Genomic DNA, 23473 nt, shown 5'->3' with positions numbered 1-23473 from the left:
GGCGGCATGAGCGGCATGGGCGCGTGGCTCTGGCAGCGGCTGACGGCGCTCTACCTGGGGCTCTACATTCTCGTCCTGCTGCTGGTCCTCGTATTCAGCGGAGGGGCGGACGCGGCTCAGTGGCAGGGCTGGATGCGCCAGCCCCTGGTGTTGCTGGCCACGGCCCTGTTCCTGGGGGCCTGGCTGTGGCACGCCTGGATCGGCCTTCGTGACGTGGTGGTCGATTACATCCATCCCTTCGCCGCACGGCTCACGGTGCTCATCGCGGTGGCGGCGTTTCTCCTGACCTGCGGGGTCTGGGGTATCTACATTCTCATTCAGGCGGCATCCTCATGGGCGTAACGGTACGCAGGTTCGACGCACTGATCATCGGCGCCGGCGGGGCCGGCCTGCGTGCGGCACTCCAGCTGGCCAATGCGGAGGCCAGCGTCGCCGTGGTCTCAAAGGTGTTTCCCACCCGTTCGCACACGGTGGCGGCCCAGGGCGGCGTGAACGCGGCGCTCGCCAATGTCCTGCCGGACAGCTGGCACTGGCACATGTTCGATACCGTGAAGGGCAGCGACTACCTGGGCGATCAGGATGCCATCGAGTACATGTGCCGAGCCGCCCCCAAGGTGGTCTACGAACTGGAGCATTTCGGGGTGCCGTTCTCGCGCCTGGACAACGGCAACATCTACCAGCGCGCGTTCGGCGGACAGAGCCAGCACTTCGGCAAGGAACAGGCGGCGCGCACCTGCGCGGCAGCGGACCGGACCGGCCACGCCATCCTGCACAGCCTCTACCAGCAGAACATCCGCGCCAAGACCCATTTCTTTGACGAGTATTTTGCCGTCGATCTGCTCAAGGACGAGTCCGGCTACGTGCTCGGCGCGCTGGCCTTCGAGATCCTTACCGGCGAGCCCATCGTCATCGAGGCCAAGACCACTCTGCTGGCCACCGGCGGGGTGGGGCAGCTCTATCGCACCTGCACCAACGCCCTGATCAACACCGGCGACGGCATGGGCATGGCCTTGCGTGCGGGGATCCCGCTGCAGGACATGGAGTTCTTCCAGTTCCACCCTACGGGCGTGGCCGGGCGCGGCATGCTCATCACGGAGGGTGCGCGCGGGGAGGGCGGCTACCTGCTCAACAACGACGGCGAGCGCTTCATGGAACGCTATGCACCCAACGCCAAGGACCTGGCAAGCCGGGACGTGGTGAGTCGCGCCATCTATACCGAAGTCAAGGAGGGCAGGGGCTGCGGCAAGGACAAGGACCACGTGATGCTGCAGCTGACCCACCTGGGCGCCGACAAGATCAAGCAGCGGCTGCCCGGCATCCGGGAGAGTTGCATCACGTTCCTGGGGCTCGACCCCATCGAGCACCCGATTCCGATCTATCCCACCGCCCATTACATCATGGGCGGCATCCCCACGAACCGCTTCGGGCAGGTGGTGACGCCCATGAAGGACACGCCGGAGGACCCGGTGCCCGGTCTGTATGCGGCGGGCGAGGCCGCCTGCGTCTCCGTGCACGGCGCCAATCGGTTGGGTGGCAACTCGCTGCTGGATATCCTCGTGTTTGGCCGCGCGGCGGCCAATCACATCATCGATTTCCTGAAGGACAACCGGTATCACCGCCCCTTGTACCAGCCGGCCGTGGATGCAGCGCTGGAGCGCTACCACCGCTGGGATCGCAAGGGCGATGGCGAGCACGTGGATCAGCTGCGCCAGGAACTGCGCAAGGTGATGGAGGACCACTGCGGTGTGTTCCGCACCGAAGAACTGATGGCGGAAGGTGTGGAGAAAGTGAAGGCCATTGCCGCACGGGTTGAGGACGCCGTCCTTCGGGATCACAGCAAGGTGTTCAACACCGCCCGCGTGGAGGCCATGGAACTGGAAAACCTGGTCGACTGCGCCCTCGCCACGGTGCGTTCGGCGCTGGGCCGAAGGGAGAGCCGCGGCGCCCATTCGCGCATCGATTATCCGGACCGGGATGACACCCACTGGCTCAAGCACACGTTGTATTTCAAGAATTCCGACAGTCTCGATTACAAACCGGTACGTACCAAGCCCATGACGGTGGAAAGTTTTCCGCCAAAGGTCAGGACGTACTGATCGGGAATCCCCGCGCGTCGAGTCACGCGGGTGGCGAATTCCCGGCCTCTCCGGACGAGTGGCGCAGTCCACCGCGGCCGGTGCGAACGCGCGCCGGCGACCCAATTCTCCAACGGAGGGTTTCCTTGACCGACATCCTGGATCGTATTGATGTCCTGAAGCAGGTCCTGTCGGCGCTGCCTGTCGGTGTGTGGGTCATGGATGCCGAGGGCGTGATCCGGTACGGCAACAAGGCCGGCCGTGAGGTCTGGCAGGGCGCGCGCTACGTGGGCCCGGATCAGTTCCATGAATACAAGGGCTGGTGGCTCTCCACGGGCGAACCCATCAGGGGCGAGGAGTGGGCGGCTGCCCGGGCGATCTCCAGGGGAGAGACCTCTCTCGACGAGGAGATCGAGATCGAATGCTTCGACGGCAGCCGCAAGATCATCCTCAACTCGGCCATGCCCATCAAGGCAGATGACGGTGCCATTGAAGGTGCCATCGTCGTCAACATCGACATCACCCGGCGAAAGCGCATGGAGATGCGCCTGCGCGAGCTCTCCGAACAGGACTATCTCACCAATACCTACAACCGGCGCCAGATGTACCGGTTGCTGAGAGACGAACTCGAGCGCGCCAGGCGTTACGGGACCCCGCTGGCCGTGATGATGTTCGACGTGGATCATTTCAAGGTCATCAACGATAACTTCGGCCATATTGCCGGCGACACCATTCTGACCCGCATGGTGGATGAGATTCACGGCCAGTTGCGGGCATCCGACCATTTCATCCGCTTCGGCGGGGAGGAGTTCATCCTCGTGCTCCCGGGGATCGATGTGGCGGAAGGGGTGAAGCTGGCGGAACGCCTGCGCGTGCTGCTCAAGGATATCGATTTTGGTTTCACGCGAGGCGTGACCTGCAGCTTCGGCGTGTGTGAGCCCGCTGAGCATGATGATATCGACGGCCTGATCAGGCGCGTGGACCGGTTGCTCTACAAGGCCAAGCATGGTGGACGTGACCGGGTCGAGGCCGGCTGAACCTGGCTGTCTCGCGCCGTCTTCCCGAAGGGATGTTGCCTGGACGCAACAGGTAGAAATCCTGTTATCTCAATGGCTTGCTCAAACTTGGCCACAGGACGTGGTCGATCGACGACACCCGAGTTTCGGGCTTGTACCGACAACCGCCCGACGGGCGTCGCGGACAGGCGACAGCCAGACACACGATGAGCGGTCGCCGGGAGCGATGCACATGTAATTGTCCTCAGAGAACAATAGGTTATGACCATCCCCTGAGGTTCGCGAGAAGCTGGTGTCTTTCTTGCTAGTGCTGTTCGGAGTCAGGACGAGCGAACAGGTGATCCCTGTTCAGGGCCGTTCTGGCGACCCAAGGGCCCTGTCCCATGACATCCGCACAATCACTTCAGGAGAAGACAGCCATGAGAATCGTTGCACCCCTCACCATCCTTGCTGGCCTGGCTGTGGCAGGTCTGCTGTTCCAGAGTCATGCGATCGCAGATGAGGACCCCGTTGTCGGTACTCGCGGCTATGTGGTCGACAGTCAGGGGTACGTGGTACGCAACCAGTTCGGTGACTGCTGGCGGTCGGGTCAGTGGAGCGAGGAAGTCGCGGTGGAGGCCTGTGATCCGCACCTCTTCCCCGATCGAGCCGAGGCCCCGGCGCCGCAACCCCCGCCTGCCGCAGTTCAGGCGGCTCCGGCGCCGGCCCCGGCCCCCGAACCGGCCCGGGTCGAGGAGACCCGCGTCCTGGGCGGGGCGCCCCTGTTCGCTCTGGACGACGACTCGCTCAGTGCCGAAGGCCGGGCGCAGCTCGACCAGCTCATGCGTGACGTCGAGCGTCTCGACGAGGTGGAGCGCGTCGTCGTCGTCGGGCACACGGACAACACCGGTGAGGCCGATTATAATGAGGACCTGTCCCAACGCCGGGCCGCCAGTGTCAAGGACTACCTGGTGGAGCAGGGCATCGACCCCACGCTGATCGTCACCGAAGGCCGGGGGCTCACCGAACCGGTGGCCAGCAATGAAACGCGCGAAGGGCGGGCCCAGAACCGGCGCGTGGAGATCGCGATCCGTGGCAAGGAGATCGTGACGCACTGACCGGCGTTTGCCCAGCCGTGTAACGACGACGCCCGGGTGTCTGCAAGGAACCCGGGCGTCGTTTTTTCGTGCCGTGCAGGGCCGGGACATTGCGCCAGGGCGGACGGTTTCGATGCAGCGGCTCCTCGGGTGAATCCCAGGGGCATCATCTGTTCTTAGCAGGCTGTTGAAAAAGCCTCCGGTGGATGCCAGGCAAGGCGGAAAGCGGCGAAAAAGCGCAGTGTACATGCTAGTACATGAGCATTTTGAGCCGCTTTCCAACGCAGCATGGCGCCGCCCGAGGGTTTTTCAACAGCCTGCTAGCGGCTCAACCTTGTGGGGAGAGAGGCTTGCCCGTCGGCCATCTGCTGATCATCCAGTACTGCACCGTCCTGGTCATGGCGGCGCTGTATGCGCCGCAACCCCTTTTGCCGCTGCTTGCGGAGGCCTTCGGTGTGGGTGAGGCCCGGGCCTCTCTGCTGATCACGGTGACTCTCCTGCCGCTTGCGCTCGCGCCCATTGCATACGGACTCCTGCTGCAACGGGTTTCGGCGCGGCGCCTGCTGATGGTCTCCATCTGGGTGCTGGCCGCCAGCCAGGCCGCCGTGGCCCTGGTCAATCATTTCGAACTGTTCCTGCTGCTTCGCCTGATCCAGGGGTTGGCGATCCCGGCCATGCTGACCGGGCTCATGACCTATCTGGGCGCCAGTGCCGGGCCGGGGCGCATTCCCCAGGTCATGGCCATGTACGTGGCATCCACGGTCATGGGAGGGTTCCTGGGCCGGGCGGTGGCCGGTGCCGTGTCGGCGGGTTTCGGCTGGCGCTGGTCGTTCGCGGTGTTCGGTCTCGCCACGGTGCTTGGGGCCCTGCTGCTGCAGCGGTTGAGATCCGATCCTGCCGTCAGCTTCCAGCGGCTGCGCTTCCGCGCGGCTCTGGAGGTGCTGGCCAAGCCCCGCTTCCTGCGTCTCTACGTGGTGGTGTTCTGCGCGTTCGGGGCGTTTGCGTCCCTGCTCAACTTCCTGCCTTTCCGGCTCATGGAGCTGGGGCTCGGCCTGAGCGAACGGGGGATCGGCCTGATGTACTCCGGCTACCTTATGGGCGTGCTGGTAGCGCTGACCTCGCTTCACCTGGCCGCCAGGATCGGCGGTCCTCGAAATGCCATGCTGGTAGGGGTTCTGGTCCTGCTGGCGGCGCTGTTGTTCTTTTCCGCCGGACACTTCTGGGTGCTGTTCACGGGCATGTTCGTGCTGTGCGCGGGCATGTTCATGATTCACTCGCTGGCGCCCGGGGTGTTGAACCAGGCCTCAGGAGACAACCGCGGTGTGGTGAACGGGCTCTATATAGCGTTCTATTACGCTGGCGGGACGGCGGGGTCCTTTCTGCCCGGATTTATCTACCACGGCTTCGGGTGGACTGCGTATCTGGCGAGCCTGGCCGTACTGGTGGCACTGGCCGGTTGGTTGCTTTGGGGTCTGCGCCCCCGAAACGCCGTCCGGTCGGGTATCTGAGGGTCCTCAAGGGCATTTGTTGTGCTATTGTTACACAGGCTGCACCAAGGGAATCACACCCGCACGGATGTTGTTGAGTCATTCATCAAGCCGTGATGGTCGTGGACCTCTTCCGGGGGTGCCATGGCCAAGGCACCGCGTCCGGCGGCGCCAGGCGGCGGCACCGGACAATAATAACGGAGAGGGTCACATGTCATCGTTAAAATCACGTTTTCTAAGCACTTTCATTGCGCTGGGCGCTACGTTCGCGCTCACGGTGGCGACCATTGCGCCCGCTGAAGCGCAGCGCCAGACCATTCGAATTGCCACGTCCAGCACCGGCTCCTACGGGTATGCCGTGGGTACCGTGCTCTCCGAGACCATTCAGCGGGGCCTCGGCCGGGGTTTCGAGGTGGTGGTCCAGCCCTATCCATCCACCTCGGGCGCCATGATCTCCGTCATGAACGGCGAGGGTGAGTTCGGCTACACGGCCGACGTGGGCATGCGCAGCCTCTACGATGGGGCGCGTCCCTACGACGATTTCAGCCCCCGACGCGGCATGCTGGTGCACAGCCTCTACGTGTACCCCATGGAGACCTTCATGCTGGTACTGGATGCCCGCAAGGACGAGTTCAACTCCTACGCGGACTTTGACGGCAGGCCGGTCTTCTTTACCCCGGCGGGCTTCATGAACTGGCTCAACATGCGCCGCATCTTCGCGGCCCTGGGCTACGAGTTCAATCACGTGGAGATCGACAGCGCCACGGTCGCCGACGCCTACCAGGCACGGTCCATCGATGGCTCCGCGGGCTACACCACGGCGGGCCGCTCCCTGCCCACCTACTGGCGCGAAGCGGAACTGAGGGCCAACCTGGCCGCCATCAATCCCACCGAAGAGGAGAAGGAAAAGCTGCGTGCCGCCGGCCTCGTTCCGGTGGAGATCGACCCCTCGGTGGCGTTCAGCCAGGAACTGGGCGTCGACAGGATCTGGGGCGTCCCCATCTACTTCGCCTACAACGTGCGTGCCGACTTTGACGCTGACCTCATGAAGCGGATCCTGGAGATCCTGCATGAGAACGTGGAAAGGCTGGTGGACGGCGATCCGGGCTTCGGGCCGCTGGCCGCCGACTTCGTCGGTACCCAGGCCGCCGGCGTGGCCGCCAACCCAGACATCCCGGTTCATCCGGGTCTCGCCGCGTTCCTCAAGGATCATGGCCAATGGGATGACAGCTGGACTATTGCCGGGCAGTAACAGGCAGTCCATGTGAACCACAGGGCGGGAAGCGTGTGATCGTTCCCGCCCTTTTTTTGTGTACTCAGGGAACCGGGGGCGGTCCGTGTCTTTCCTCAAGAACATCCTGACGCTGCGAAATCTGACGTTCGTCGTAGGCGCGATCCTGCTGGGCTCCCTCCTGCATTTCTTCTTCACCGGCGCCGGGGGGCAGCGCTACCTGGCGGTGCGCCTGGTGCCGCTCGCCCTGATCCTGCAGATCCTTTTCGTCTACCAGGATCGCTGGTTCTATCCGCGCCTGCCTGCCTTGGTGAACCACATCGCTGTCTTGGCGTATCTGGGCATTGCCCTGTACGCCATGTACTACCTGACCCAGAACTACGAGGACATCGCCATCTGGCGCCAGGCACGCTACACGCAGCACGATTTCATCGTCGGCGTGCTGGTCTTCCTGCTGGTCATGGAGTTGTCCCGCCTGATTCATCCGATCCTGTTCTGGGTGAACGTGGTGCTGGTGCTCTACACCCTGTTCGGACAGCATAGCCCCATCGATTTCTTCTGGCATCCGGGCATGCCCCTGGATCGCATCATCACCTCCAGTACGGTGGAATTCTCCACCGGCGTGTTCGGGCGGTATTCCCAGCTTGCCCTGACCCTGATTGCCGCCTTCCTGTTGCTGGCGGCGGCGGCCAGCGGATTCGGGGCACAGAAGGCGCTGGTGGACGTCATGCGACGGCTGGCCGGACGTTCGAGGCACACCATTCCCCAGACCGCGGTGCTGGCTTCCGTCTCCGTGGGCATGGTGAGCGGCTCGGGCTCCGCCAACACGGCCGTGACCGGCAGTTTCACCATTCCCCTGATGAAACGATACGGCGTGCCCGGCACGTTTGCCGGCGCCGTGGAGACCTCGGCCTCCATGGGCGGACTGATCATGCCGCCGCTGATGGCGGTGGCAGGGTTCATCATGGCCGAGTTCCTCGGTGTGCCCTATTGGGATGTGGTGGTGCGGGGCTTCGCCGTGGCCTTCGTGTATTTCGTGTCGCTGGTGCTGGCGGTGTATCTGCTCAGCGTGCGCCTGCTTCCGGCCACGCCGATCCAGATACCCACGGTCCCGCTGTATTGCTGGCTGCGCACGGTGATTTTCTTTGCGGGCATCATCTACCTGATCCTGCTGATGAGCACCTTCGGTGTGGGTGCCATGCGTTCGGCGCTGTATACGTCCGGCGCTATCCTCGGTCTGCTGATCCTGACCTGGCTGTATTTCCGCTATGTGCTCAAGGATCCGGCCGTGATGGGAGAGAGCCTGCTCGGCAATCTGCGCACTGCCGTCGAGACCCATGCCGAGATGACGTCCTACCTGACGCTGCTCATGGCCACGCTCGGCATCATGATCGGCCTGTTCACGGTGACGGGTTTCATCACGCGCATGGGCTCCCTGCTGCTGCAGCTCGGTGAATTCCACATCATCGCCACCATCCTCATGGCCTGGGTGTTCGGCTGGCTGGTGGGTACCGGCCTGCCGCCCACGGCGACATACATTATCGTGGCCGTGATCATCGTTCCGCCCCTGCGGCAGCTGGGCGTCGACCCCTGGGTGGCCCATTTCTTCGCCTTCCTGCTGGCCATCTGGGGCGAACTGTCGCCGCCGACATCGCTGACGGCGGCGGTGGCGGCGAAGATTGCCGAATCCTCGTTCATGCGAACCATGTGGGAGGCGCTCAAGATCTGCCTGCCCATCACTGTCATGTCGTTCGCCATCTTCGTGCGATCTGACATGGTGGTGAACCCTGGATGGGACCAGATCGTCGATACCCTCCTGGTGGCGGTGGGTACCGCGGGTGTGACCTATGCGGTCTTCGGGCGATTCTTCTCCGCCTGGTGGCCCATGGCGGGAACGCGGCTGGTCTTCCTGGCCCTCGCCATTCCGGTGGTCTTCCATCCGGATGACAATGTCGCCATCGCCTGCGCGGCCGTCCTGCTGCCCCTGATCATGATCGGCGTGCACCGGCACCGCAAGGTGGCGCCGCGCCAGGAGCTTCAGGAAGGGGTTGCCTCGGAGCCGGCAAAATGAAGATCGTGATTCCCGACGATTATCAGGATTGTGTGCGGACACTGGCGTGTTTCGCCCGTCTCGCCGATCACGAGGTCACCGTCTATAACGACACGGTGCGCGATGTGGAAACGCTCGCGGAGCGGTTCCGGGACGCGGAGGCCCTGGTGCTGATCCGCGAACGCACCCCCATCACGGATGAGCTGCTGGAACGCCTGCCCCGCCTGCGGCTGATCAGCCAGACGGGCAAGGGCATCGCCCACGTGGACCTGGAGGCGTGTACGCGGCGCGGCGTCGCCGTGGCCGTGGGAACGGGTGCCCCCTTTGCGGCCGCCGAACTCACCTGGGGCCTGATCATTGCCGCCATGCGCCACATCCCGGCGGAGGTCGCGGCCATGAAAGCGGGCAAGTGGCAGACGCGGCTCGGCACCGGTCTGCGCGGACGCACCCTCGGTATCTTTGGCTACGGCAAGATCGGCAGCCTGGTCGCCCACTACGGGCGCGCGTTCGCCATGCGGGTGCTGGTCTGGGGTCGCGAGGGCAGCCTGGAGCGGGCGGCGATGGTCGGATTCGACACCGCGAAGAGTCAGGAGGACCTTTTCGCCCGCTCGGACGTGTTGTCACTGCACCTGGCCCTCAATGAGGGCACTCGCGGAATTGTCACCGCCGATCACCTGGCAGCCATGAAGCCGACGGCGCTGCTGGTCAACACCAGCCGGGCGGAACTGATTGCCGAGGGCGCCCTGGTGGATGCGCTCAAGGCCGGGCGGCCGGGCATGGCGGCGGTGGATGTGTACGAGAACGAGCCTGTACGGGACCACCCGCTGCTGCACCTGGATAATGCCCTGTGCACGCCGCACCTGGGTTTCGTGGAACGTGACGGCTACGAACTCTATTTCGGCGCGGCATTCGACAACCTGCTTGCCTTCGCGGACGGGTCGCCGCGCAATCTCGCCAACCCCGAAACCGTGTCCTGACCCTGCACGGGGTGTTTGCGGAGTTTCCCCCATGAAAGACCCTCTCAATCCCGACGGCCTGGCCACGCGCCGCCAGGTGCTGGGCGATGAATACGTGGATCGCGCACTGGACAATGCGGATGCTTTTTCCTGGCCCCTGCAGATGCTGGTGACCGACGTCTGCTGGGACGGCATATGGAACCGGCCGGGACTGGCGCGCAAGACGCGGAGCCTGATCAACCTGGCCATGCTCATGGCGCTTAACCGGCCCCACGAACTCAGGATCCATCTCATCGGTGCCGTAAGAAACGGCTGTACCGCTGCGGAGATTCGCGAGGTGTTGTTGCAGGGGGCCGTCTATTGCGGGGTGCCCGCCGCGGTGGACGCGTTCCGGGTGGCGCGCGAGGCCCTGGCTGAGGCAGGGGCGGATCTGTCCGGGCTGGAGGACGGTGATCCGCCGTGATCCGTATCCGTGCCCTGGATCACCTAGTGCTGACCGTGGCGGATATCGAGGCCACCTGCGACTTCTACGTCCGGGTCCTGGGCATGGAGGTGATCACCTTCGGTGAGGGTCGCAAGGCCCTGCGCTTCGGTGCCCAGAAGATCAACCTCCACGAGGCCGGCAGGGAGTTCGAGCCCAAGGCTCTGCGTCCCGTGCCCGGGTCGGCCGACCTGTGCCTGCTGGCCGAAACCCCGGTCACGGCCGTGGCAGCCCACCTGGAGGGCTGCGGCGTGGCCCTGCTGGAGGGGCCGGTGCGGCGCACCGGCGCCACGGGGCCCATCCTGTCGGTGTATTTCCGGGATCCTGACGGCAATCTGATCGAAGTCTCAAATCCGGAATCCGCCTGAGATTAGGCTGAGGACGTGCTAGTATGGATTCGATGGACGAAATGGCCCGGCCAAGGGGGGGCGGGCGCTGCTGAGGGCACATGATCATGGATACAGGGAAAGGTTCGATCGTCTTCGAGGATCGCCGTCGCGCGATCCGTCTTCCGCCAGGCACCACTGCCCGTTCGCGCATGCCGATGCGGGCACGGGCACGCACACCACAGCGTCATCGGGTGTTGCTGGCCGAGCACAACCGCATCAGTTGCCGGCTGCTGGGCCGCATGCTCACCCGGCTGGGTCTCGAGGTGGTCTCCTTAGCCAGCGTAGACGAGGCCTTGCAGGTGTTCCGTCAGCGCCCCGGGGATTTCTCCCTCGTGGTGCTGAACCTCAAGTCGCCTCTGGAAGGCGGTATCGAGTGGTTGCGGACATGGGCCGCGGAATCGGACGCCCAGGCCGTGCCCGTCATTGCCCTCGGCACTGACCCCACCCCGTTGGCGCGCGAGGTCTGCATCAGGGCCGGTGCGCGCGCCTACCTCACCGAGGCCCTGGGTGATGACAGGCTGTCCGCCGTGGTGAGGTCACTGCTGACGATCCCCCGGGCCCGGCCGGTTCAAGAGGCACCGAAGGCGGTGCCGGAGGCGCCGGCCGCATCGCCGCCCGCGGTGCCCGAAGCGGTTGGGTTGCTGGACGAAAAGACCTTTCGTTCCCTTCTGGAACTCAGTCCCGATCCGGGGTTTATCGAGGAACTCATGGCGGATTTCCGCCGCGACGGCAGCGGCTACTTCGCACGCATGCAGACGGCGCTCAAGCGGCGGGATGCACTCGAGTGGCACGAGGCGCTGCACGCGCTCAAGGGTTCCGCCATGGGGCTCGGCGCCAGGGGCCTGTCGCAGTTGTGCGCCCGTCACGAGGACCTGTCCCGGGAGGCGCTGCGCGCCGGGCAGGGCTACTCCGAGTACGCCTATATCCTGGAGATGTTCAACCGTACCGTGCAGGCCATGCAGTCCATGGCGCAGGAGGGCGGGGCGCTACCGGACCTGAATTCGGTCACGGCCGGCGGCTAGCCAGGTCACCAGTCGTCGTCGGGTATCCCTGTGTCTGCGCCGGGCGGCCGCAGGCGGATCACTTCGTACCCCAGGGCGCGGAAGTCGTTGATGCGCGCGGGTGCCGATTCGGCCACCTGCACATAGTCCGGGAAATCCTCCGGCGAAACGTCCCGCCAGCCCGCGTAGGTGGCGCACACGGCCACTTCCACATCGGCGTCCCGCACCAGACCCTCCACCGCCGCGTGCAGCTCTGCGCGCGCATCGCGTTGTGCCCGTGTGAGGCTGAACTGCTCGTTGCCGTGGCTGACCACGGCCATGCCCATGTCCGGGTGGCGCGCCCGCAGCGCGGAGATGTACGCCCTGATGCGGGGCAACAGGGTCTGCAGCGCCTCATGATCGTTTTCCACCAGCTCGAAGACCACGCCGGGTGGCGGCGTGTCCCGGGCGAGCAGGGCATTCACCGCCGCCTCGTCGGCTTTCGGGGCCGCACTTGCCAGTAACAACAGTGTCAGTACTGTCGCGATCCGGTACATCATCGTCCCCTGAAGCGCAGGCGGACGCCGTCCTCCACGTCCCGGTCGGGATGCACGATCACTTCGTCCCCGTCCTCGAGTCCATCCAGGACCTGAGTGTGGATGGCGCCGCGCCGGCCGATCTCCACCCGTACAAGCTGTGCGCGGTCATCGTGGACGCGAAACACCCCCCAATCACCATCGTGGCGGAACAGGGCGCTGGTGGGCACGCGCAGAACATCCGCCTCCTCCCAGATGAAGAATCGTGCATTGACACGATAGTTGTCTCCGAGGCGTGTCCAGTAGGCCGGATCCGAGGTGATGTCCGCGATCACCCACACCCGCTGTTCCTCCACGCCCAGCGCCGAGATCTTGGTAAAGCCCGTGGGTTCCACCCGTCGTACGCGCCCCTCCAGTTCCTGGACATCGCCCCAGCGCTCGAACAGCACCCGCATGCCGGACTCAATGCGCACGGCATCCGACGACAGGACGTCCACCGCGACCTCCAGGCGGTCCGGGTCGCCGATCTCGAGGATCGGGTCCCCGGGGTGCACCACGCGTGCGCTTTCGAAATGGCGCCGCAGCACCCGGCCCGACACCGGTGACCTCAGCTCGAGGATCCCGGTCGCCTCCGGGTCCTCCGCATCCGCGTGGGCCAGGGCCGCACGTGCGGCATCCCGCTGGCCGATGGCCGTCTGCACGCGGAAGCGGGCTGAACGGAGCAGGGCCTCCGACTGGTCGGCGTCCGCCGCCGCGCGGTCGACGGTACTGCGGGACACCAGTTGGCGTTCCGCCAGTTCCCTGAGCCGCTCGTGTTCCTCCCGGGCATACAGGGCCTGTGCGGCCAGCGCACGCACGTCAGCGCGGGCCGTCTCCAGCGCCGCCTCTGCTGCGGCCAGCCGGGCGCGGGCCTCCTGCAGCGTGCGCGGATCCAGGGCGGGGGAGGGCGGGGCGTCCAGGGTGACCAGCACGTCGCCCAGCCGGACCTCATCACCCACCTCCAGGCGGATGCGCCGGGCCTGCGCCGTGATGGGTGCCGAGACCTCGTAACGGTCGATCACACGTGTCCGACCTTCCTCCTCGATGGTGACTGCCAAGGTCCCCCGGGTGACCTGTTCGGTATCCACGAGCACAGGAGCGGGCCGGAAGCCCCAGGCGAGAAACCCGATGACGGCGACGGCAATCAGTGCAATGAGGATCTTCTTGATCATGTAGTCAGATGCAGAGACAGGTTCGAAGTAACACGATACAGGAAATGCCCATGGGCACGGCGCATGACGTCACCACCCTCCCTTCTCACTTCCCAATTCCCACTTCTCACTTCTCACTTATTCCCGTGTCTTGAGCACTTCCACCAGGTCCAGCCGGTTGAGGCGGCGGGCGACGACCGCCGCGGACAGGGCGGTGGCCACGAGGATGGTGGATGCGGCGATGGCGTAGACGTCAGGTGTCAGAAAGAGCGGCACCCGGTACAGGTCTGAATCCAGGGTGCCCACCAGCAGGTACACCAGGCCCAGTCCGATGAGGAACCCGGGCGGGATCGCCACCAGGGTGATCAGGAACAGTTCACCCAGGAGGATGTAGCGGATCTCGCCCCGCGTCAGTCCCAGCACGCGCAGGCTGGCCAGTTCGCGCGCCCGCTCCGTGAGCGCGATGCGCGCGCTGTTGTACACCACCCCGAACGCGATGCTGCCCGCCAGCACCGTGCTGAAGAACGCGAAGGTCAGCACAATGTTCGCCATGGAATCCCAGAAGTTCTGGATCGCCGTGAGCCGGTCGGTCACGCCCGCCACCCGGGGTACCTCCTTCAAGTCGCGGACGATCGCGTCGCGGAAATCCGCGTCCACGGCCAGCCAGACGCCGGAAATGGCCGTCCCCTCGCGCATAAGGCGGTTCAGTGCGTCCAGATTCATGTAGGCGGACGCGCCGGTAAACTCACGCACGACACCGGCGACGGGCACCGCGACCCGTTCGCGCCGACCCTCGAGGAACTCCACCCACACCGTGTCGCCGGCGCGGGCGTCCAGATATTCCGACAGGAAATCGTTGAGCACGAGCCCTTCCCGGGGCAGGGTGACCACCTGCAGTTCGTCATCGAGAATCCTGCGCAGGCGGCTTTCCGGTTCAAACCCGTGGATCCCCGTGCGGTAGGCGGCGGTGCCTCGCGACAGGCGCACCCCGGCATCCCGAAACGGCTCTGCATGATCGACGCCGTGCATTGCGGCCAGTTCATGCAGCGCGCGCCGGGACGTGGGCTCCGTGAAGGTCACGGTCAGGTCATCGCGCTGCACCTGGCCGTACTGCACCTGGATCAGATAGCCCACGGCCCCTTGCTGGAAGGTGCCGATGGCCATGATGCCGCAGGCGAATGCGATGCCGGTGGCGGACAACAGCGCCTTGACGGGGCGGCGCTCGATGTTGCGCAGGATCATGCGCGTGGGCTGATCGAAGAGGCGCTGCAGCCCCAGACGTTCAACCAGCGTAGGGCGAAACACCGGCGCCGGCTCCGGGCGCATGGCCTCCGCCGGCGGTATGCGCGCCGCCCGCCAGAGCGCGGCGAAGGTCCCGCCGGCAGCGGCGGCCAGCGTCACCAGTGTGCCGATGGCCAGGCTGCGGGTGCTGATGCGCCATTCCAGGTACGGGAAGCGGAAGAAGTCGCGGTAAAGTTCCGACAGCATCTGACCCAGCCACAAGCCCATCCCGGTGCCAATGACCAGCCCGATGGCGACGATCACCATGACCATCTGGGCGTAATGGAGCCCTACGTCCACGTGGCTGTAACCGAAGGCCTTGAGGATACCCATCTGCTCCCGCTGGCTGTGAATGAGGCGAGTCAGCACCACATTGAGCAGAAATGCGGCCACGGCCAGGAAGATGGCGGGGAACACCGTCGCCATGGTTCGCAGCTGGTCCAGTTCCAGTTCCAGGTATCGGTGCGACAGCTGGTCGCTGCGATCCAGCGCGCCTTGGCCCCCGAAGGGGGCCAGCAGGGCGTCCAGGCGCTGGATCACGTCGGCGCTGCGTCCGTCGCGGGTGAGAGTCAGCACCACGTCGTTGAAGGCGCCGTCCATGTCGAAGGCGGCCTCCAGCTGTGTGCGGTTCATCCACAGCATGCCCATGCGGGCGAAATCCGGAAACAGATCGCCGGGTGCCACGTGGTAGATGTACTCGGGGGACAGCCCGATACCGACGATCTCCAGTTCCTGGCGCCGACCGTTGATGACCGCCCCGATCCGGTCTCCGGGTCTGAAGCCGTGTTCTTCCGCGAAGGCCTCGTTGACCACTGCCTCGCCGGCACGTCCCGGCTCCGGCAGCCGTCCGGTGCGCAGGAACAGGCGATTAAGTTCGGCGTTGCGCCCGTCCGGCAGCGAGATCAGGATGCCCACGGCGGGGTCCGGAAAGTCCGGGATGTCCAGGTTGGCGTGGGACACCACCCGGGTTTCCACCTGCTGCACGCCGGGGATCGCCTCCACCGGTTCCCGAAGGGACTCCGGCGCCCGTTTCAGCGTCGCGAACACGTCGGCGAAACGGTAATCCCGGTAATAGGTATCACGGGTGTCCACCAGCGTGTCCAGCGTGGTCAGCGACATCACCAGCGTGGCCATGCCGCCGGCGATCACCACGGCAATGGCCAGTACCTGCCCGCGCATGTGCCACAATTCCCGCGCGAGCTTGCGGTACAGGATGCTCACCAGCTGAGTTCCCTCGGGGACTTGCGCACGGCGGGCGTGTCGATCCGGTCGATGTGCCCGTCCAGGAAGTGGACCACCCGATCGGCCATGTCCGCAATGGTGGCGTTATGGGTGATCACGGCCGTGGTGGTCCCCAGCTCGCGGTTGATGCGCTCCAGCACCTCCAGCACCACGATGCCCGTCTTCGAATCCAGGGCGCCGGTGGGCTCGTCGCACAGGAGTACTGCCGGTCGTTTGGCGACCGCGCGGGCGATGGCGACGCGCTGCTGTTCCCCCCCGGAGAGCTGCGCCGGGAAATGATCCACACGCTCGGCCAGCCCCACCAGCGCCAGCGCCTCCTCCGGAGGCATGGGGTCCCTGGCGATCTCGGTGACGATGGCCACGTTCTCCCGCGCCGTGAGGCTGGGGATCAGGTTATAGAACTGGAACACGAAGCCGACGAAATGCCGGCGAAATGCGGTGAGTTCCCGGTCACCGGCCTGGACCAGGTTGCGCCCCTGGCAGATGACCTCGCCGCCCGTGGGCGCATCCAGGCCGCCCAGGATATTCAACAGCGTGGACTTGCCGCTGCCCGAGGGGCCCAGCAGCACCACGAATTCCCCCTCGAACAGGTCCAGATCCACGCCGCGCAGGGCGTGCACCTCCACCTCGCCCATGCGGTACACCTTGGTGAGGCCCCGGGCACGGAACACCACTTTTCGGTCGGTTTCGGGGGCCTCCATGACCGGGTTCCCGGATCAGGTCCGGCCGGTGTCGGGTTTCTGTTCGGTTTCGGCAGATCCGTAGCCGGAGGCCGGCTGCGCATTGGGGGATTCCAGCTCGCCGCTGTCGTCCTGGCGGGGTGGTTTCACCGCCTTCTCGCCATCGCTGGGTCGGGATTCATCTTCGTCTCGGCGAGCCTTGACCGGCTCCTCGGGAGCTTCCTCGAAATCGACGCGCTCCGGGATGTGCGGCGCATCGCCCATCATGTCCTCCGAGTCACCGTCCGGGCCCGTCTTGCCAGTGGAAGCCTCCGACGGTTTCTGCCGCGGCGGTTCATCCCGGGGTTCCAGCGGTGGCTTGTAGGGCTGGGTGGGGTCGGCGCCTTTCGCCCTTTCGAGCAGGGCGCCCGGACGTTCTGGGAGCAGGCGATGCGCCGGGCTGTCGGTGAGTTCTCCGTAGCTTTCGCGCAGGTGATCGTAGAGCGCCCTGTAGGAGCCTGCCATACCGGTGAACAGCGTTGCGGTCTTCTCGAAGTGGTGGTTGACGGACTCCTTGTATTCGCTCATGGCCTGGCGGTTGTCCTCCAGTTCCTTCTGCAGGGCATCCACCTGGCGCTTGCCGGGCGCCGTGTTGCGCCCCGTGAAGAACCCGATGATGCCTGCGGCGGCCACGGCGATGATGATCAGGATCCATGCGGCGGTGGGAGACATGGTTACTCCATGGGTGCGATGACGATAGAGGGATGATGCGATCGAGTTTGACCCAGAGGCGATCACGGCTCAAGCCGCGCGCGAGTCCCCATCGTGTTGCAAGGCTGTTAGAATGCCGTGTATCGGCGTCCACGCATTACAGCGGTACTCCGGGCCACATGTGAGACCCGATCGGTATCAACATGTTCCGGCAGTTGCCCCTGCAGCGGTGCGCCCGGATGCCCCTCGGGGCCGAGCCGTGCCACCGGGCCGGCAGCGGGGACTGTGCCGCATCGCGGCCGTCCCGGACCCGATCGGGCACGGCGGATCTCGCCAACTCCCGGAGTTGGGGGGATGGGGTGGTGCTCGGGCGTCTGCAGATGGATTCGGCCACCGGCCTTTGTGTCGCCTTTGCTGAACGGGTAAAGGGGATTGCGGTCAGACGGTAGGCGCCCTGTTTCGGTCAACGAACGCGCTGGCGTGGCGCCTGCGCGTTCCAGGATACTCATGTCGGCCCCGCAACGCGGAGCCCGTATTCGGCCTGGAGACGATGCCCATGCGTTTTTCCATCTATCGCTACAACCCCGAGACCGACACCGAGCCTTACATGCAGGACTTCGAGCTGCCGGACTCCGAGGTGGAGCCCGGCATGATGCTCCTGGAGGCGCTGCTGAGGCTCAAGCGACAGGACGAAACCCTCAGTTTCCGGCGTTCCTGCGGTGAAGGGGTGTGCGGTTCCGACGGCATGAACATCAACGGCACCAACGGGCTGGCCTGCGTGACACCGCTTGCGGAGCTTAAGGAGCCCGTCACACTGCGGCCCTTTCCGGGCATGCCGGTGATCCGTGACCTGATCGTGGACATGGGCAACTTCTACAACCAGTATCGCGCAGCAAAGCCCTACCTGGTGGTCAATGATCCGATCCCCGAGGTGGAGCGCAAGCAATCGCCGGAAGACCGGGACAAGCTGGACGGACTGTACGAATGCATCCTGTGCGGTTGCTGTTCCGCCTCCTGTCCGTCCTACTGGTGGAATCCCGACAAGTTCCTGGGGCCCGCGGCCCTGCTGCAGGCGGCCCGTTTCATCCTCGACTCCCGGGACCAGGCCACGGGGGAACGCCTGGAACAGCTGGATGACGCCTACAAGCTCTACCGTTGCCACACCATCATGAACTGCGTGCAGGTCTGTCCCAAGGGGCTCAATCCCACCAAGGCGATCGGGGAGATCAAGAAGCAGATGCTCAAGCGCTCGGTATAGAGCTCACCGGGCGGACACCGGCTGGCGCGCAACAGACTGAAACATGAGGAGAATAGCTTGGATTGGCCGAAAATCTGAGCATGACAGACTGTTTCCGCCAGTATCCTATCGCGGTTCAGGCTCCTGACCATGGAGGCCCATCCGGGGATCAGAATTCAACGCGGAGACCGCAGAGGCGCGGAGGACGCAGAGGTTCTTGATTCAAATTCTCCGCGTCCTCCGCGTCTCTGCGGCCTTCGCGTTCCTTCAGGGAGCAGATCAGTCACCGCAGGCTAACCCGTATTGCACCAAGGTGGCCGCAGTAGAAGGGTGGTGAGATATGCAGGCTAGTGGGCAGAATGAAGCCGACGAGGAAGAGGTGAGACGGCTGCGCTGGAGCTGCCGGCGCGGCATGCTGGAACTTGACCTGCTGCTGGACGGTTTCCTGAAACACGGCTTTCTGCAACTGGACGCCCGTGGCCGGGAGACCTTCAGGCGGCTCCTGGACTATCCCGACACCACCCTGCTGCAACTGCTCATGGGGCAGATGCAGTCCAGTGACAAGGACGTCGCCCATGTGGTCCAACACATTCGCAACAGCGCTCGACGTTCGTCCTGAACCCTCCCGCCGGATCCTGTGGCTGGTCAGCGGCCTGCACTTTCTGGCGATCGCGGGTCTGCTGGCGGTCTCCCCTGTGGTGGCGACGTTTGCGCTGCCGGTCCTGGCCGGATCCCTGTACCTGCAGTTGCGGCGGTGCGGCTGGCTGGGCGGGCACTTGGCGATCACCCGTATCCGCATTGAACCGAGCGGCAGGTGGCGCATCCGGGATGACCGGGGTGCATGGCTGAGGGTGCGGGTGTCGCCCCACAGCGTTTGTGCCGGAAACTGGTGCCTGTTGCGCATGGAGAGCGACCGCCGTCGCCATGTGTTCGCCCTCGCGCCGGACAGTGCGGACGCGCAAGCCCTCAGGCAGCTGCGAGCCCGGCTTCTGGCGGTGCATGCGGATGCGCTCGTTGCCCCCCGGGGTTTTTTCGGGCAGCTTAGGCGCCTTGATATACTTCAGCGCCGGTACAACACAGAGGCGTTGCCCATGCCCACGCAACAGGAACGTCTCGAAGCGCTCCTGAGCGACGACCCCGATCACGTCTACAGCGAAGAGGAGCTGGATGCCATCGAGGCCATCGACGCCGAGATGGCGCTACGCATCGACCGTGTCCAGACCCTGGCGCGACGGCAGGGCGAGGCGGTCGTCGCCGAGGACCCCGTCAACGAGGCCCGCGTTCGCGAGGCGGTGGAGGAGGCGCGTCGCATTCTCATGCAGGACGGCGGAGACATCGAGTTCGTCGCCTTGCAGGACCGCATCGTGCGGGTGCGACTCAAGGGCGCGTGCGTCGGCTGTCCGCGCTCGGCGCTGGACCTCAGGAATGTGGTCGAACGCCTGGTGAGATCGAAGGAGCCAGGGGTGGCGAAGGTGGTGAATGAATTCTGAAAGCAGGTACAAGGTACAAGATACAAGGGCAAAGGGGTTGGCTACCCCTGTACCTTTACCCTTGTACCTTGTACCTGCTCTTATGTAATCACATCCGGCTTGTCCCGCCCCGTGTGCACGCGGATGCCGGCAATATCTTCAGCCATGCGGGCCAGATCGGCCAGGGCTTCCTGGGTGTCCAGATCGTGTTTCTCGGGGTCGGGTTCGAAGCGTTCCAGGTAGACGCGCAGGGTGGCGCCTTCGGTGCCGGTGCCTGACAGGCGCAACACAATGCGGGCGCCGTCCTCGAACAGAACCCGGATGCCCTGGTGCTCACTGACGGATCCGTCCACCGGGTCCGTGTAGGCAAAGTCGTCCGCGATGGTGACCACGCGCTCGCCGAATGTTCGGCCCCCCATGTTCGCGAGGCCTTCGCGCAGTTCCTGCATGAGCGTGTCTGCTCGTGCGGAATCCAGCGCTTCGTAGTCGTGGCGCGTGTAATAGTTGCGGCCGAAGGTGCGCCAGTGATCGCGCACGATCTGTTCCACGGAGCGGCCCTTGACGGCCAGCAGATTGAGCCAGAAAAGGACGGCCCAGAGACCGTCCTTTTCGCGCACGTGCCCGGAACCGGTACCGAAACTCTCCTCGCCGCACAGTGTGACGCGGCCTGCATCCAGCAGGTTGCCGAAAAACTTCCAGCCGGTGGGGGTCTCGAAGCACTCAACGCCCAGGCGCTCCGCCACCCGGTCCGCGGCCCGGCTGGTGGGCATGGAGCGCGCGATGCCGCGGATGCCGTCGCTGTAGCCGGGGAGGTGATGGGCGTTGGCGGCGAGTATGGCCAGACTGTCGCTGGGCGTGACGAAGAAACGCCTGCCGAGGATCATGTTGCGGTCACCGTCCCCGTCCGACGCGGCCCCGAAATCGGGTGCATCCCGGCCGTAGAGGGCTTGTACCAGTTCCCGTGCATGAGCCAGGTTGGGATCGGGATGTCCTCCGCCGAAATCCGCCAGCGGTTCGGCCCGCATGACCGTGCCCTGCGGTGCGCCGAGGCGCTCCTCCAGAATGCGCATGGCATAGGGACCCGTGATCGCATGCATCGCATCAAATCGCATCTGGAAAGCCCCGGATTCGAACATCACACGGATGCGGTCGAAGTCGAACAGAGACTCCATCAGTTCTGCATAGTCGGAGACCGGATCGATCACAGAGATGATCGTTTCACCCAGGCGCTGTTCACCCGGATGATCGATATCCACGTGAGCCGCCTCGGCAATGCGGTATTGCCGGATGTCCATCGTGGCCTGATGGATGGCGCCGGTGACGGATTCCGGCGCGGGACCCCCATTGGCAGTGTTGTACTTAATGCCGAAATCGCCCTCGGGGCCACCGGGATTGTGGCTTGCCGAGAGCACGATGCCACCGGCCGCGCCGTGCTTTCTGATGACGCAGGAAGCGGCGGGTGTGGATAGCAGTCCTCCCTGTCCCACGAGAATGCGCGCGACCCCGTTGGCGGCTGCCATGCGCATGATCACCTGGATGGCGTCACGGTTGTGATAGCGTCCGTCTCCGCCGAGCACCAGCATCCCGCCTTGAAGATCGCGCTGTGTGTCGAATATGGCCTGTACGAAGTTCTCCAGGTAGTGGGGCTGTCGAAACGTGCGCACCCGCTTGCGCAATCCCGATGTGCCGGGTTTCTGATCCTGAAAGGGACGTGTCTGGACGATGGAGATCTTCATGGTTCAAGTCCGAATCGATAGTTGGCGCAGTCTAGTGTCCTGAGTCAGAGAATCGTTGCATTTCAGAGCCCCGCACAAGACCCAAGGCAAGGCGCGGGCCGCAGGCAATGGCAAGCCCTTGGCAAGGCCCGCAACGCCGCATTGGGTCTTGTGCGGGGCTNNGCCTGTACGGGCGCGCGGCCGCGTTCCTCTCGCTCGGATGGGCCTGCCCGTCCTTCGCTCGAGCGCCTTGCCGCACACCCGTACAGGCCCGCTGAAATGCAACGATTCTCTGACTCAGGACACTAGGTGACGTTAGCAGAGTCGGGTGATGTTTTCCCTGTGATATGATCGATTCATGCTGATTCAGGACAAACAGCCGGCCTACCTGGAGCCTCGACCGCGAAGCTTTGCGGCGCTCATGGATCTTTACGAGGTGAATTACATCCGCCTGCGCCGGTTGTGTCCGGATCTGGCCGTGGCAGATGGGGAACGGGTATCCCGGGCACCCGGCGCCATGGATCTGCACCTGGTGGTGGTGGAACAGACGCCTTACACCACTACCGCACGTCTCACCTATCTGTTCGGCGCGCGGGGGCATCAACGGGCCAGTCCGGACGTGCTGGTACGCATGTACCACGATGCCCGGCAGGTGGAGGTGCTGGGGCGCCACTGCCGCCCGCTGGACCTGGAGATCAGCGTGGAGGATCTGCCCCGGTGGAGGGGGCTGGACTGCAAGTGGCGGTTGAATCGTTTCCTCTACAAGTGGCTGGGATACTGCCTGCGCCAGGGTCACGCCCTGGGGCGCGAGCGGGCTTCGACGGCAGCGGAGGGGCCCGGCACCCGCTGAACTACGCGCCTATCAAATATCTTTTATTCAATGTGTTGCATTGAAGTCCTCAGACATTATCTAGATTGATTCCCCGCCTTTCCCCGGTTGCTGCAGTGTTCTGCAATGTCGGAACAAACCCCGTCGGACTCGGTCTGAATTCTTGACTACAATGGTCAACTTTCAGCTATAATGCCCGAAAGTCCGACTATCAAGGTCGGAATTGGCTCACCTCCTCAACCCAACCGACAAGGGGTGGATTATGAAACTCTCGACGAAGGGACGTTATGCGGTGACGGCGATGATGGATCTGGCCATCCATGATCGAATCGGTCCCGTCACCCTGGCGGACATTTCCCAGTGCCAGGGCATTTCCCTGTCCTATCTGGAGCAGCTCTTCGCGAAACTGCGCAAGCAGGGACTGGTGGAGGGCGTCCGGGGTCCGGGCGGCGGCTACCGGCTGGCGCGTCCCGCCGACCAGATCACCGTGGCGAATATCATTACCGCGGTGGACGAAAGCATGGACGTCACCCGCTGTCGCGGGAACGAGAACTGCCAGGAGGGCGAACGTTGCCTGACCCATGAACTGTGGGACGATCTCAGTAACCGCCTCTACGAATTCCTGGACGGGATTACCCTCGCCCAGTTCGCCGATCGCCCGGAAGTGCAGGCCGTGGCCAAGCGCCAGGACCGTCAGGTCAACCGGCACCACTTCATCTTCCGCCGCAGCGCGGCGTAGAGGTGGGGGCGATGTCTCTGAAGTTACCCATATACCTGGACTATTCGGCGACGACGCCGGTGGATGATCGCGTGGCGGAGCAGATGTCGCGCTATCTGACGCGAGACGGGGTGTTTGGCAACCC

Annotated in this window: 22 protein-coding genes; 16 read left to right on the top strand and 6 right to left on the bottom strand. The window is 64.6% G+C overall.

Annotated features, from left to right (window positions below; genetic code table 11):
* Positions 1-6: 6 nt before the first annotated feature.
* The 11 genes from sdhD (at position 7) to B1C78_RS01350 (ending at position 11783) form a co-directional block, all read left to right on the top strand.
* On the top strand, positions 7-342 hold the full coding sequence (gene sdhD, locus B1C78_RS01400; protein WP_077277358.1) for a succinate dehydrogenase, hydrophobic membrane anchor protein: 336 nt from the start codon (positions 7-9) through the stop codon (positions 340-342).
* Positions 333-2096, top strand: a complete 1764-nt coding sequence (gene sdhA / locus B1C78_RS01395; RefSeq protein ID WP_077277357.1) for a succinate dehydrogenase flavoprotein subunit — start codon at positions 333-335, stop codon at positions 2094-2096. Before sdhD ends, sdhA begins: the two co-directional genes overlap by 10 nt.
* Positions 2097-2221: 125 nt before the next feature.
* Positions 2222-3112, top strand: coding sequence for a GGDEF domain-containing protein (locus tag B1C78_RS01390; RefSeq protein ID WP_077277356.1), 891 nt, complete (start codon positions 2222-2224; stop codon positions 3110-3112).
* Positions 3113-3510: 398 nt separating this feature from the next.
* Positions 3511-4188 (top strand): OmpA family protein, encoded by a 678-nt coding sequence (locus tag B1C78_RS01385; RefSeq protein ID WP_139349765.1) that lies wholly within the window; start codon positions 3511-3513, stop codon positions 4186-4188.
* 329 nt (positions 4189-4517) lie between these two features.
* Positions 4518-5675: an MFS transporter gene (locus tag B1C78_RS01380; RefSeq protein ID WP_077277354.1), complete on the top strand. Its 1158-nt coding sequence runs from the start codon at positions 4518-4520 to the stop codon at positions 5673-5675.
* Between the two features lie 190 nt (positions 5676-5865).
* Complete coding sequence (locus B1C78_RS01375; RefSeq protein WP_077277353.1) at positions 5866-6906, top strand: TAXI family TRAP transporter solute-binding subunit; 1041 nt, start codon at positions 5866-5868, stop codon at positions 6904-6906.
* Positions 6907-6991: 85 nt separating this feature from the next.
* Positions 6992-8956, top strand: coding sequence for a TRAP transporter permease (locus B1C78_RS01370; RefSeq protein WP_245795264.1), 1965 nt, complete (start codon positions 6992-6994; stop codon positions 8954-8956).
* Complete coding sequence (locus B1C78_RS01365; protein WP_077277352.1) at positions 8953-9912, top strand: D-2-hydroxyacid dehydrogenase family protein; 960 nt, start codon at positions 8953-8955, stop codon at positions 9910-9912. Before B1C78_RS01370 ends, B1C78_RS01365 begins: the two co-directional genes overlap by 4 nt.
* Before the next feature lie 31 nt (positions 9913-9943).
* On the top strand, positions 9944-10354 hold the full coding sequence (locus B1C78_RS01360; RefSeq protein WP_077277351.1) for a carboxymuconolactone decarboxylase family protein: 411 nt from the start codon (positions 9944-9946) through the stop codon (positions 10352-10354).
* Positions 10351-10740, top strand: coding sequence for a VOC family protein (locus tag B1C78_RS01355; RefSeq protein WP_077277350.1), 390 nt, complete (start codon positions 10351-10353; stop codon positions 10738-10740). The genes B1C78_RS01360 and B1C78_RS01355 overlap by 4 nt, the downstream gene beginning before the upstream one ends.
* A gap of 86 nt (positions 10741-10826) precedes the next feature.
* Positions 10827-11783: a response regulator gene (locus B1C78_RS01350; protein ID WP_175628196.1), complete on the top strand. Its 957-nt coding sequence runs from the start codon at positions 10827-10829 to the stop codon at positions 11781-11783.
* Positions 11784-11788: 5 nt separating this feature from the next.
* Here the strand turns inward: B1C78_RS01350 and B1C78_RS01345 are convergent, their stop codons facing one another.
* The 5 genes from B1C78_RS01345 to B1C78_RS01325 all read right to left on the bottom strand — a co-directional run bounded on the left by B1C78_RS01345 (position 11789) and on the right by B1C78_RS01325 (position 17381).
* Positions 11789-12298 carry a DsrE family protein gene (locus tag B1C78_RS01345; protein WP_245795263.1) on the bottom strand — a complete coding sequence of 170 codons (510 nt, stop codon included), beginning with the start codon at positions 12296-12298 and terminating at the stop codon, positions 11789-11791.
* Positions 12298-13488: an efflux RND transporter periplasmic adaptor subunit gene (locus B1C78_RS01340; RefSeq protein WP_077277347.1), complete on the bottom strand. Its 1191-nt coding sequence runs from the start codon at positions 13486-13488 to the stop codon at positions 12298-12300. Before B1C78_RS01340 ends, B1C78_RS01345 begins: the two co-directional genes overlap by 1 nt.
* Positions 13489-13605: 117 nt before the next feature.
* Complete coding sequence (locus B1C78_RS01335) at positions 13606-15969, bottom strand: ABC transporter permease (protein ID WP_139349764.1); 2364 nt, start codon at positions 15967-15969, stop codon at positions 13606-13608.
* Complete coding sequence (locus B1C78_RS01330; protein ID WP_077277346.1) at positions 15966-16691, bottom strand: ABC transporter ATP-binding protein; 726 nt, start codon at positions 16689-16691, stop codon at positions 15966-15968. The genes B1C78_RS01335 and B1C78_RS01330 overlap by 4 nt, the downstream gene beginning before the upstream one ends.
* Positions 16692-16706: 15 nt before the next feature.
* Positions 16707-17381 carry a Z-ring associated ZapG family protein gene (locus tag B1C78_RS01325; protein ID WP_077277345.1) on the bottom strand — a complete coding sequence of 225 codons (675 nt, stop codon included), beginning with the start codon at positions 17379-17381 and terminating at the stop codon, positions 16707-16709.
* A gap of 535 nt (positions 17382-17916) precedes the next feature.
* On the opposite strand from B1C78_RS01325, the gene B1C78_RS01320 reads away from it, so the two are divergent.
* From B1C78_RS01320 to B1C78_RS01310, 3 genes are all read left to right on the top strand, one after another.
* Entirely contained in the window at positions 17917-18618 is a 702-nt protein-coding gene (locus B1C78_RS01320; protein ID WP_077277344.1) for a succinate dehydrogenase iron-sulfur subunit, read from the top strand.
* Between the two features lie 319 nt (positions 18619-18937).
* On the top strand, positions 18938-19216 hold the full coding sequence (locus B1C78_RS01315) for an FAD assembly factor SdhE (RefSeq protein ID WP_077277343.1): 279 nt from the start codon (positions 18938-18940) through the stop codon (positions 19214-19216).
* Positions 19173-20087, top strand: a complete 915-nt coding sequence (locus B1C78_RS01310) for a NifU family protein (RefSeq protein ID WP_077277342.1) — start codon at positions 19173-19175, stop codon at positions 20085-20087. Before B1C78_RS01315 ends, B1C78_RS01310 begins: the two co-directional genes overlap by 44 nt.
* An 80-nt stretch (positions 20088-20167) precedes the next feature.
* Here the strand turns inward: B1C78_RS01310 and B1C78_RS01305 are convergent, their stop codons facing one another.
* Positions 20168-21802, bottom strand: coding sequence for an alpha-D-glucose phosphate-specific phosphoglucomutase (locus B1C78_RS01305; protein WP_077277341.1), 1635 nt, complete (start codon positions 21800-21802; stop codon positions 20168-20170).
* Positions 21803-22139: 337 nt separating this feature from the next.
* On the opposite strand from B1C78_RS01305, the gene B1C78_RS01300 reads away from it, so the two are divergent.
* A complete protein-coding gene (locus B1C78_RS01300; protein WP_077277340.1) occupies positions 22140-22631 on the top strand; it encodes a DUF1249 domain-containing protein in 492 nt (163 codons plus the stop codon).
* A gap of 241 nt (positions 22632-22872) precedes the next feature.
* Positions 22873-23349, top strand: a complete 477-nt coding sequence (gene iscR, locus B1C78_RS01295) for a Fe-S cluster assembly transcriptional regulator IscR (RefSeq protein WP_077277339.1) — start codon at positions 22873-22875, stop codon at positions 23347-23349.
* The last annotated feature ends 124 nt before the right edge of the window (positions 23350-23473 follow it).

This window comes from Thioalkalivibrio denitrificans (assembly GCF_002000365.1).
GTDB lineage: Bacteria > Pseudomonadota > Gammaproteobacteria > Ectothiorhodospirales > Ectothiorhodospiraceae > Thioalkalivibrio_A > Thioalkalivibrio_A denitrificans.
This window is presented reverse-complemented; position numbering and strand designations above follow the sequence as displayed.

Bases quoted from the DNA above. Each gene is read 5' to 3' on its own strand.
- sdhD (WP_077277358.1), top strand. From the start codon at position 7: ATGAGCGGCATGGGCGCGTGGCTCTGGCAGCGGCTGACGGCGCTCTAC.
- sdhA (WP_077277357.1), top strand. From the start codon at position 333: ATGGGCGTAACGGTACGCAGGTTCGACGCACTGATCATCGGCGCCGGC.
- B1C78_RS01385 (WP_139349765.1), top strand. From the start codon at position 3,511: ATGAGAATCGTTGCACCCCTCACCATCCTTGCTGGCCTGGCTGTGGCA.
- B1C78_RS01375 (WP_077277353.1), top strand. From the start codon at position 5,866: ATGTCATCGTTAAAATCACGTTTTCTAAGCACTTTCATTGCGCTGGGC.
- B1C78_RS01365 (WP_077277352.1), top strand. From the start codon at position 8,953: ATGAAGATCGTGATTCCCGACGATTATCAGGATTGTGTGCGGACACTG.
- B1C78_RS01360 (WP_077277351.1), top strand. From the start codon at position 9,944: ATGAAAGACCCTCTCAATCCCGACGGCCTGGCCACGCGCCGCCAGGTG.
- B1C78_RS01350 (WP_175628196.1), top strand. From the start codon at position 10,827: ATGGATACAGGGAAAGGTTCGATCGTCTTCGAGGATCGCCGTCGCGCG.
- B1C78_RS01345 (WP_245795263.1), bottom strand. From the start codon at position 12,298: ATGTACCGGATCGCGACAGTACTGACACTGTTGTTACTGGCAAGTGCG.
- B1C78_RS01340 (WP_077277347.1), bottom strand. From the start codon at position 13,488: ATGATCAAGAAGATCCTCATTGCACTGATTGCCGTCGCCGTCATCGGG.
- B1C78_RS01330 (WP_077277346.1), bottom strand. From the start codon at position 16,691: ATGGAGGCCCCCGAAACCGACCGAAAAGTGGTGTTCCGTGCCCGGGGC.
- B1C78_RS01325 (WP_077277345.1), bottom strand. From the start codon at position 17,381: ATGTCTCCCACCGCCGCATGGATCCTGATCATCATCGCCGTGGCCGCC.
- B1C78_RS01320 (WP_077277344.1), top strand. From the start codon at position 17,917: ATGCGTTTTTCCATCTATCGCTACAACCCCGAGACCGACACCGAGCCT.
- B1C78_RS01315 (WP_077277343.1), top strand. From the start codon at position 18,938: ATGCAGGCTAGTGGGCAGAATGAAGCCGACGAGGAAGAGGTGAGACGG.
- B1C78_RS01310 (WP_077277342.1), top strand. From the start codon at position 19,173: ATGTGGTCCAACACATTCGCAACAGCGCTCGACGTTCGTCCTGAACCC.
- B1C78_RS01305 (WP_077277341.1), bottom strand. From the start codon at position 21,802: ATGAAGATCTCCATCGTCCAGACACGTCCCTTTCAGGATCAGAAACCC.
- B1C78_RS01300 (WP_077277340.1), top strand. From the start codon at position 22,140: ATGCTGATTCAGGACAAACAGCCGGCCTACCTGGAGCCTCGACCGCGA.
- iscR (WP_077277339.1), top strand. From the start codon at position 22,873: ATGAAACTCTCGACGAAGGGACGTTATGCGGTGACGGCGATGATGGAT.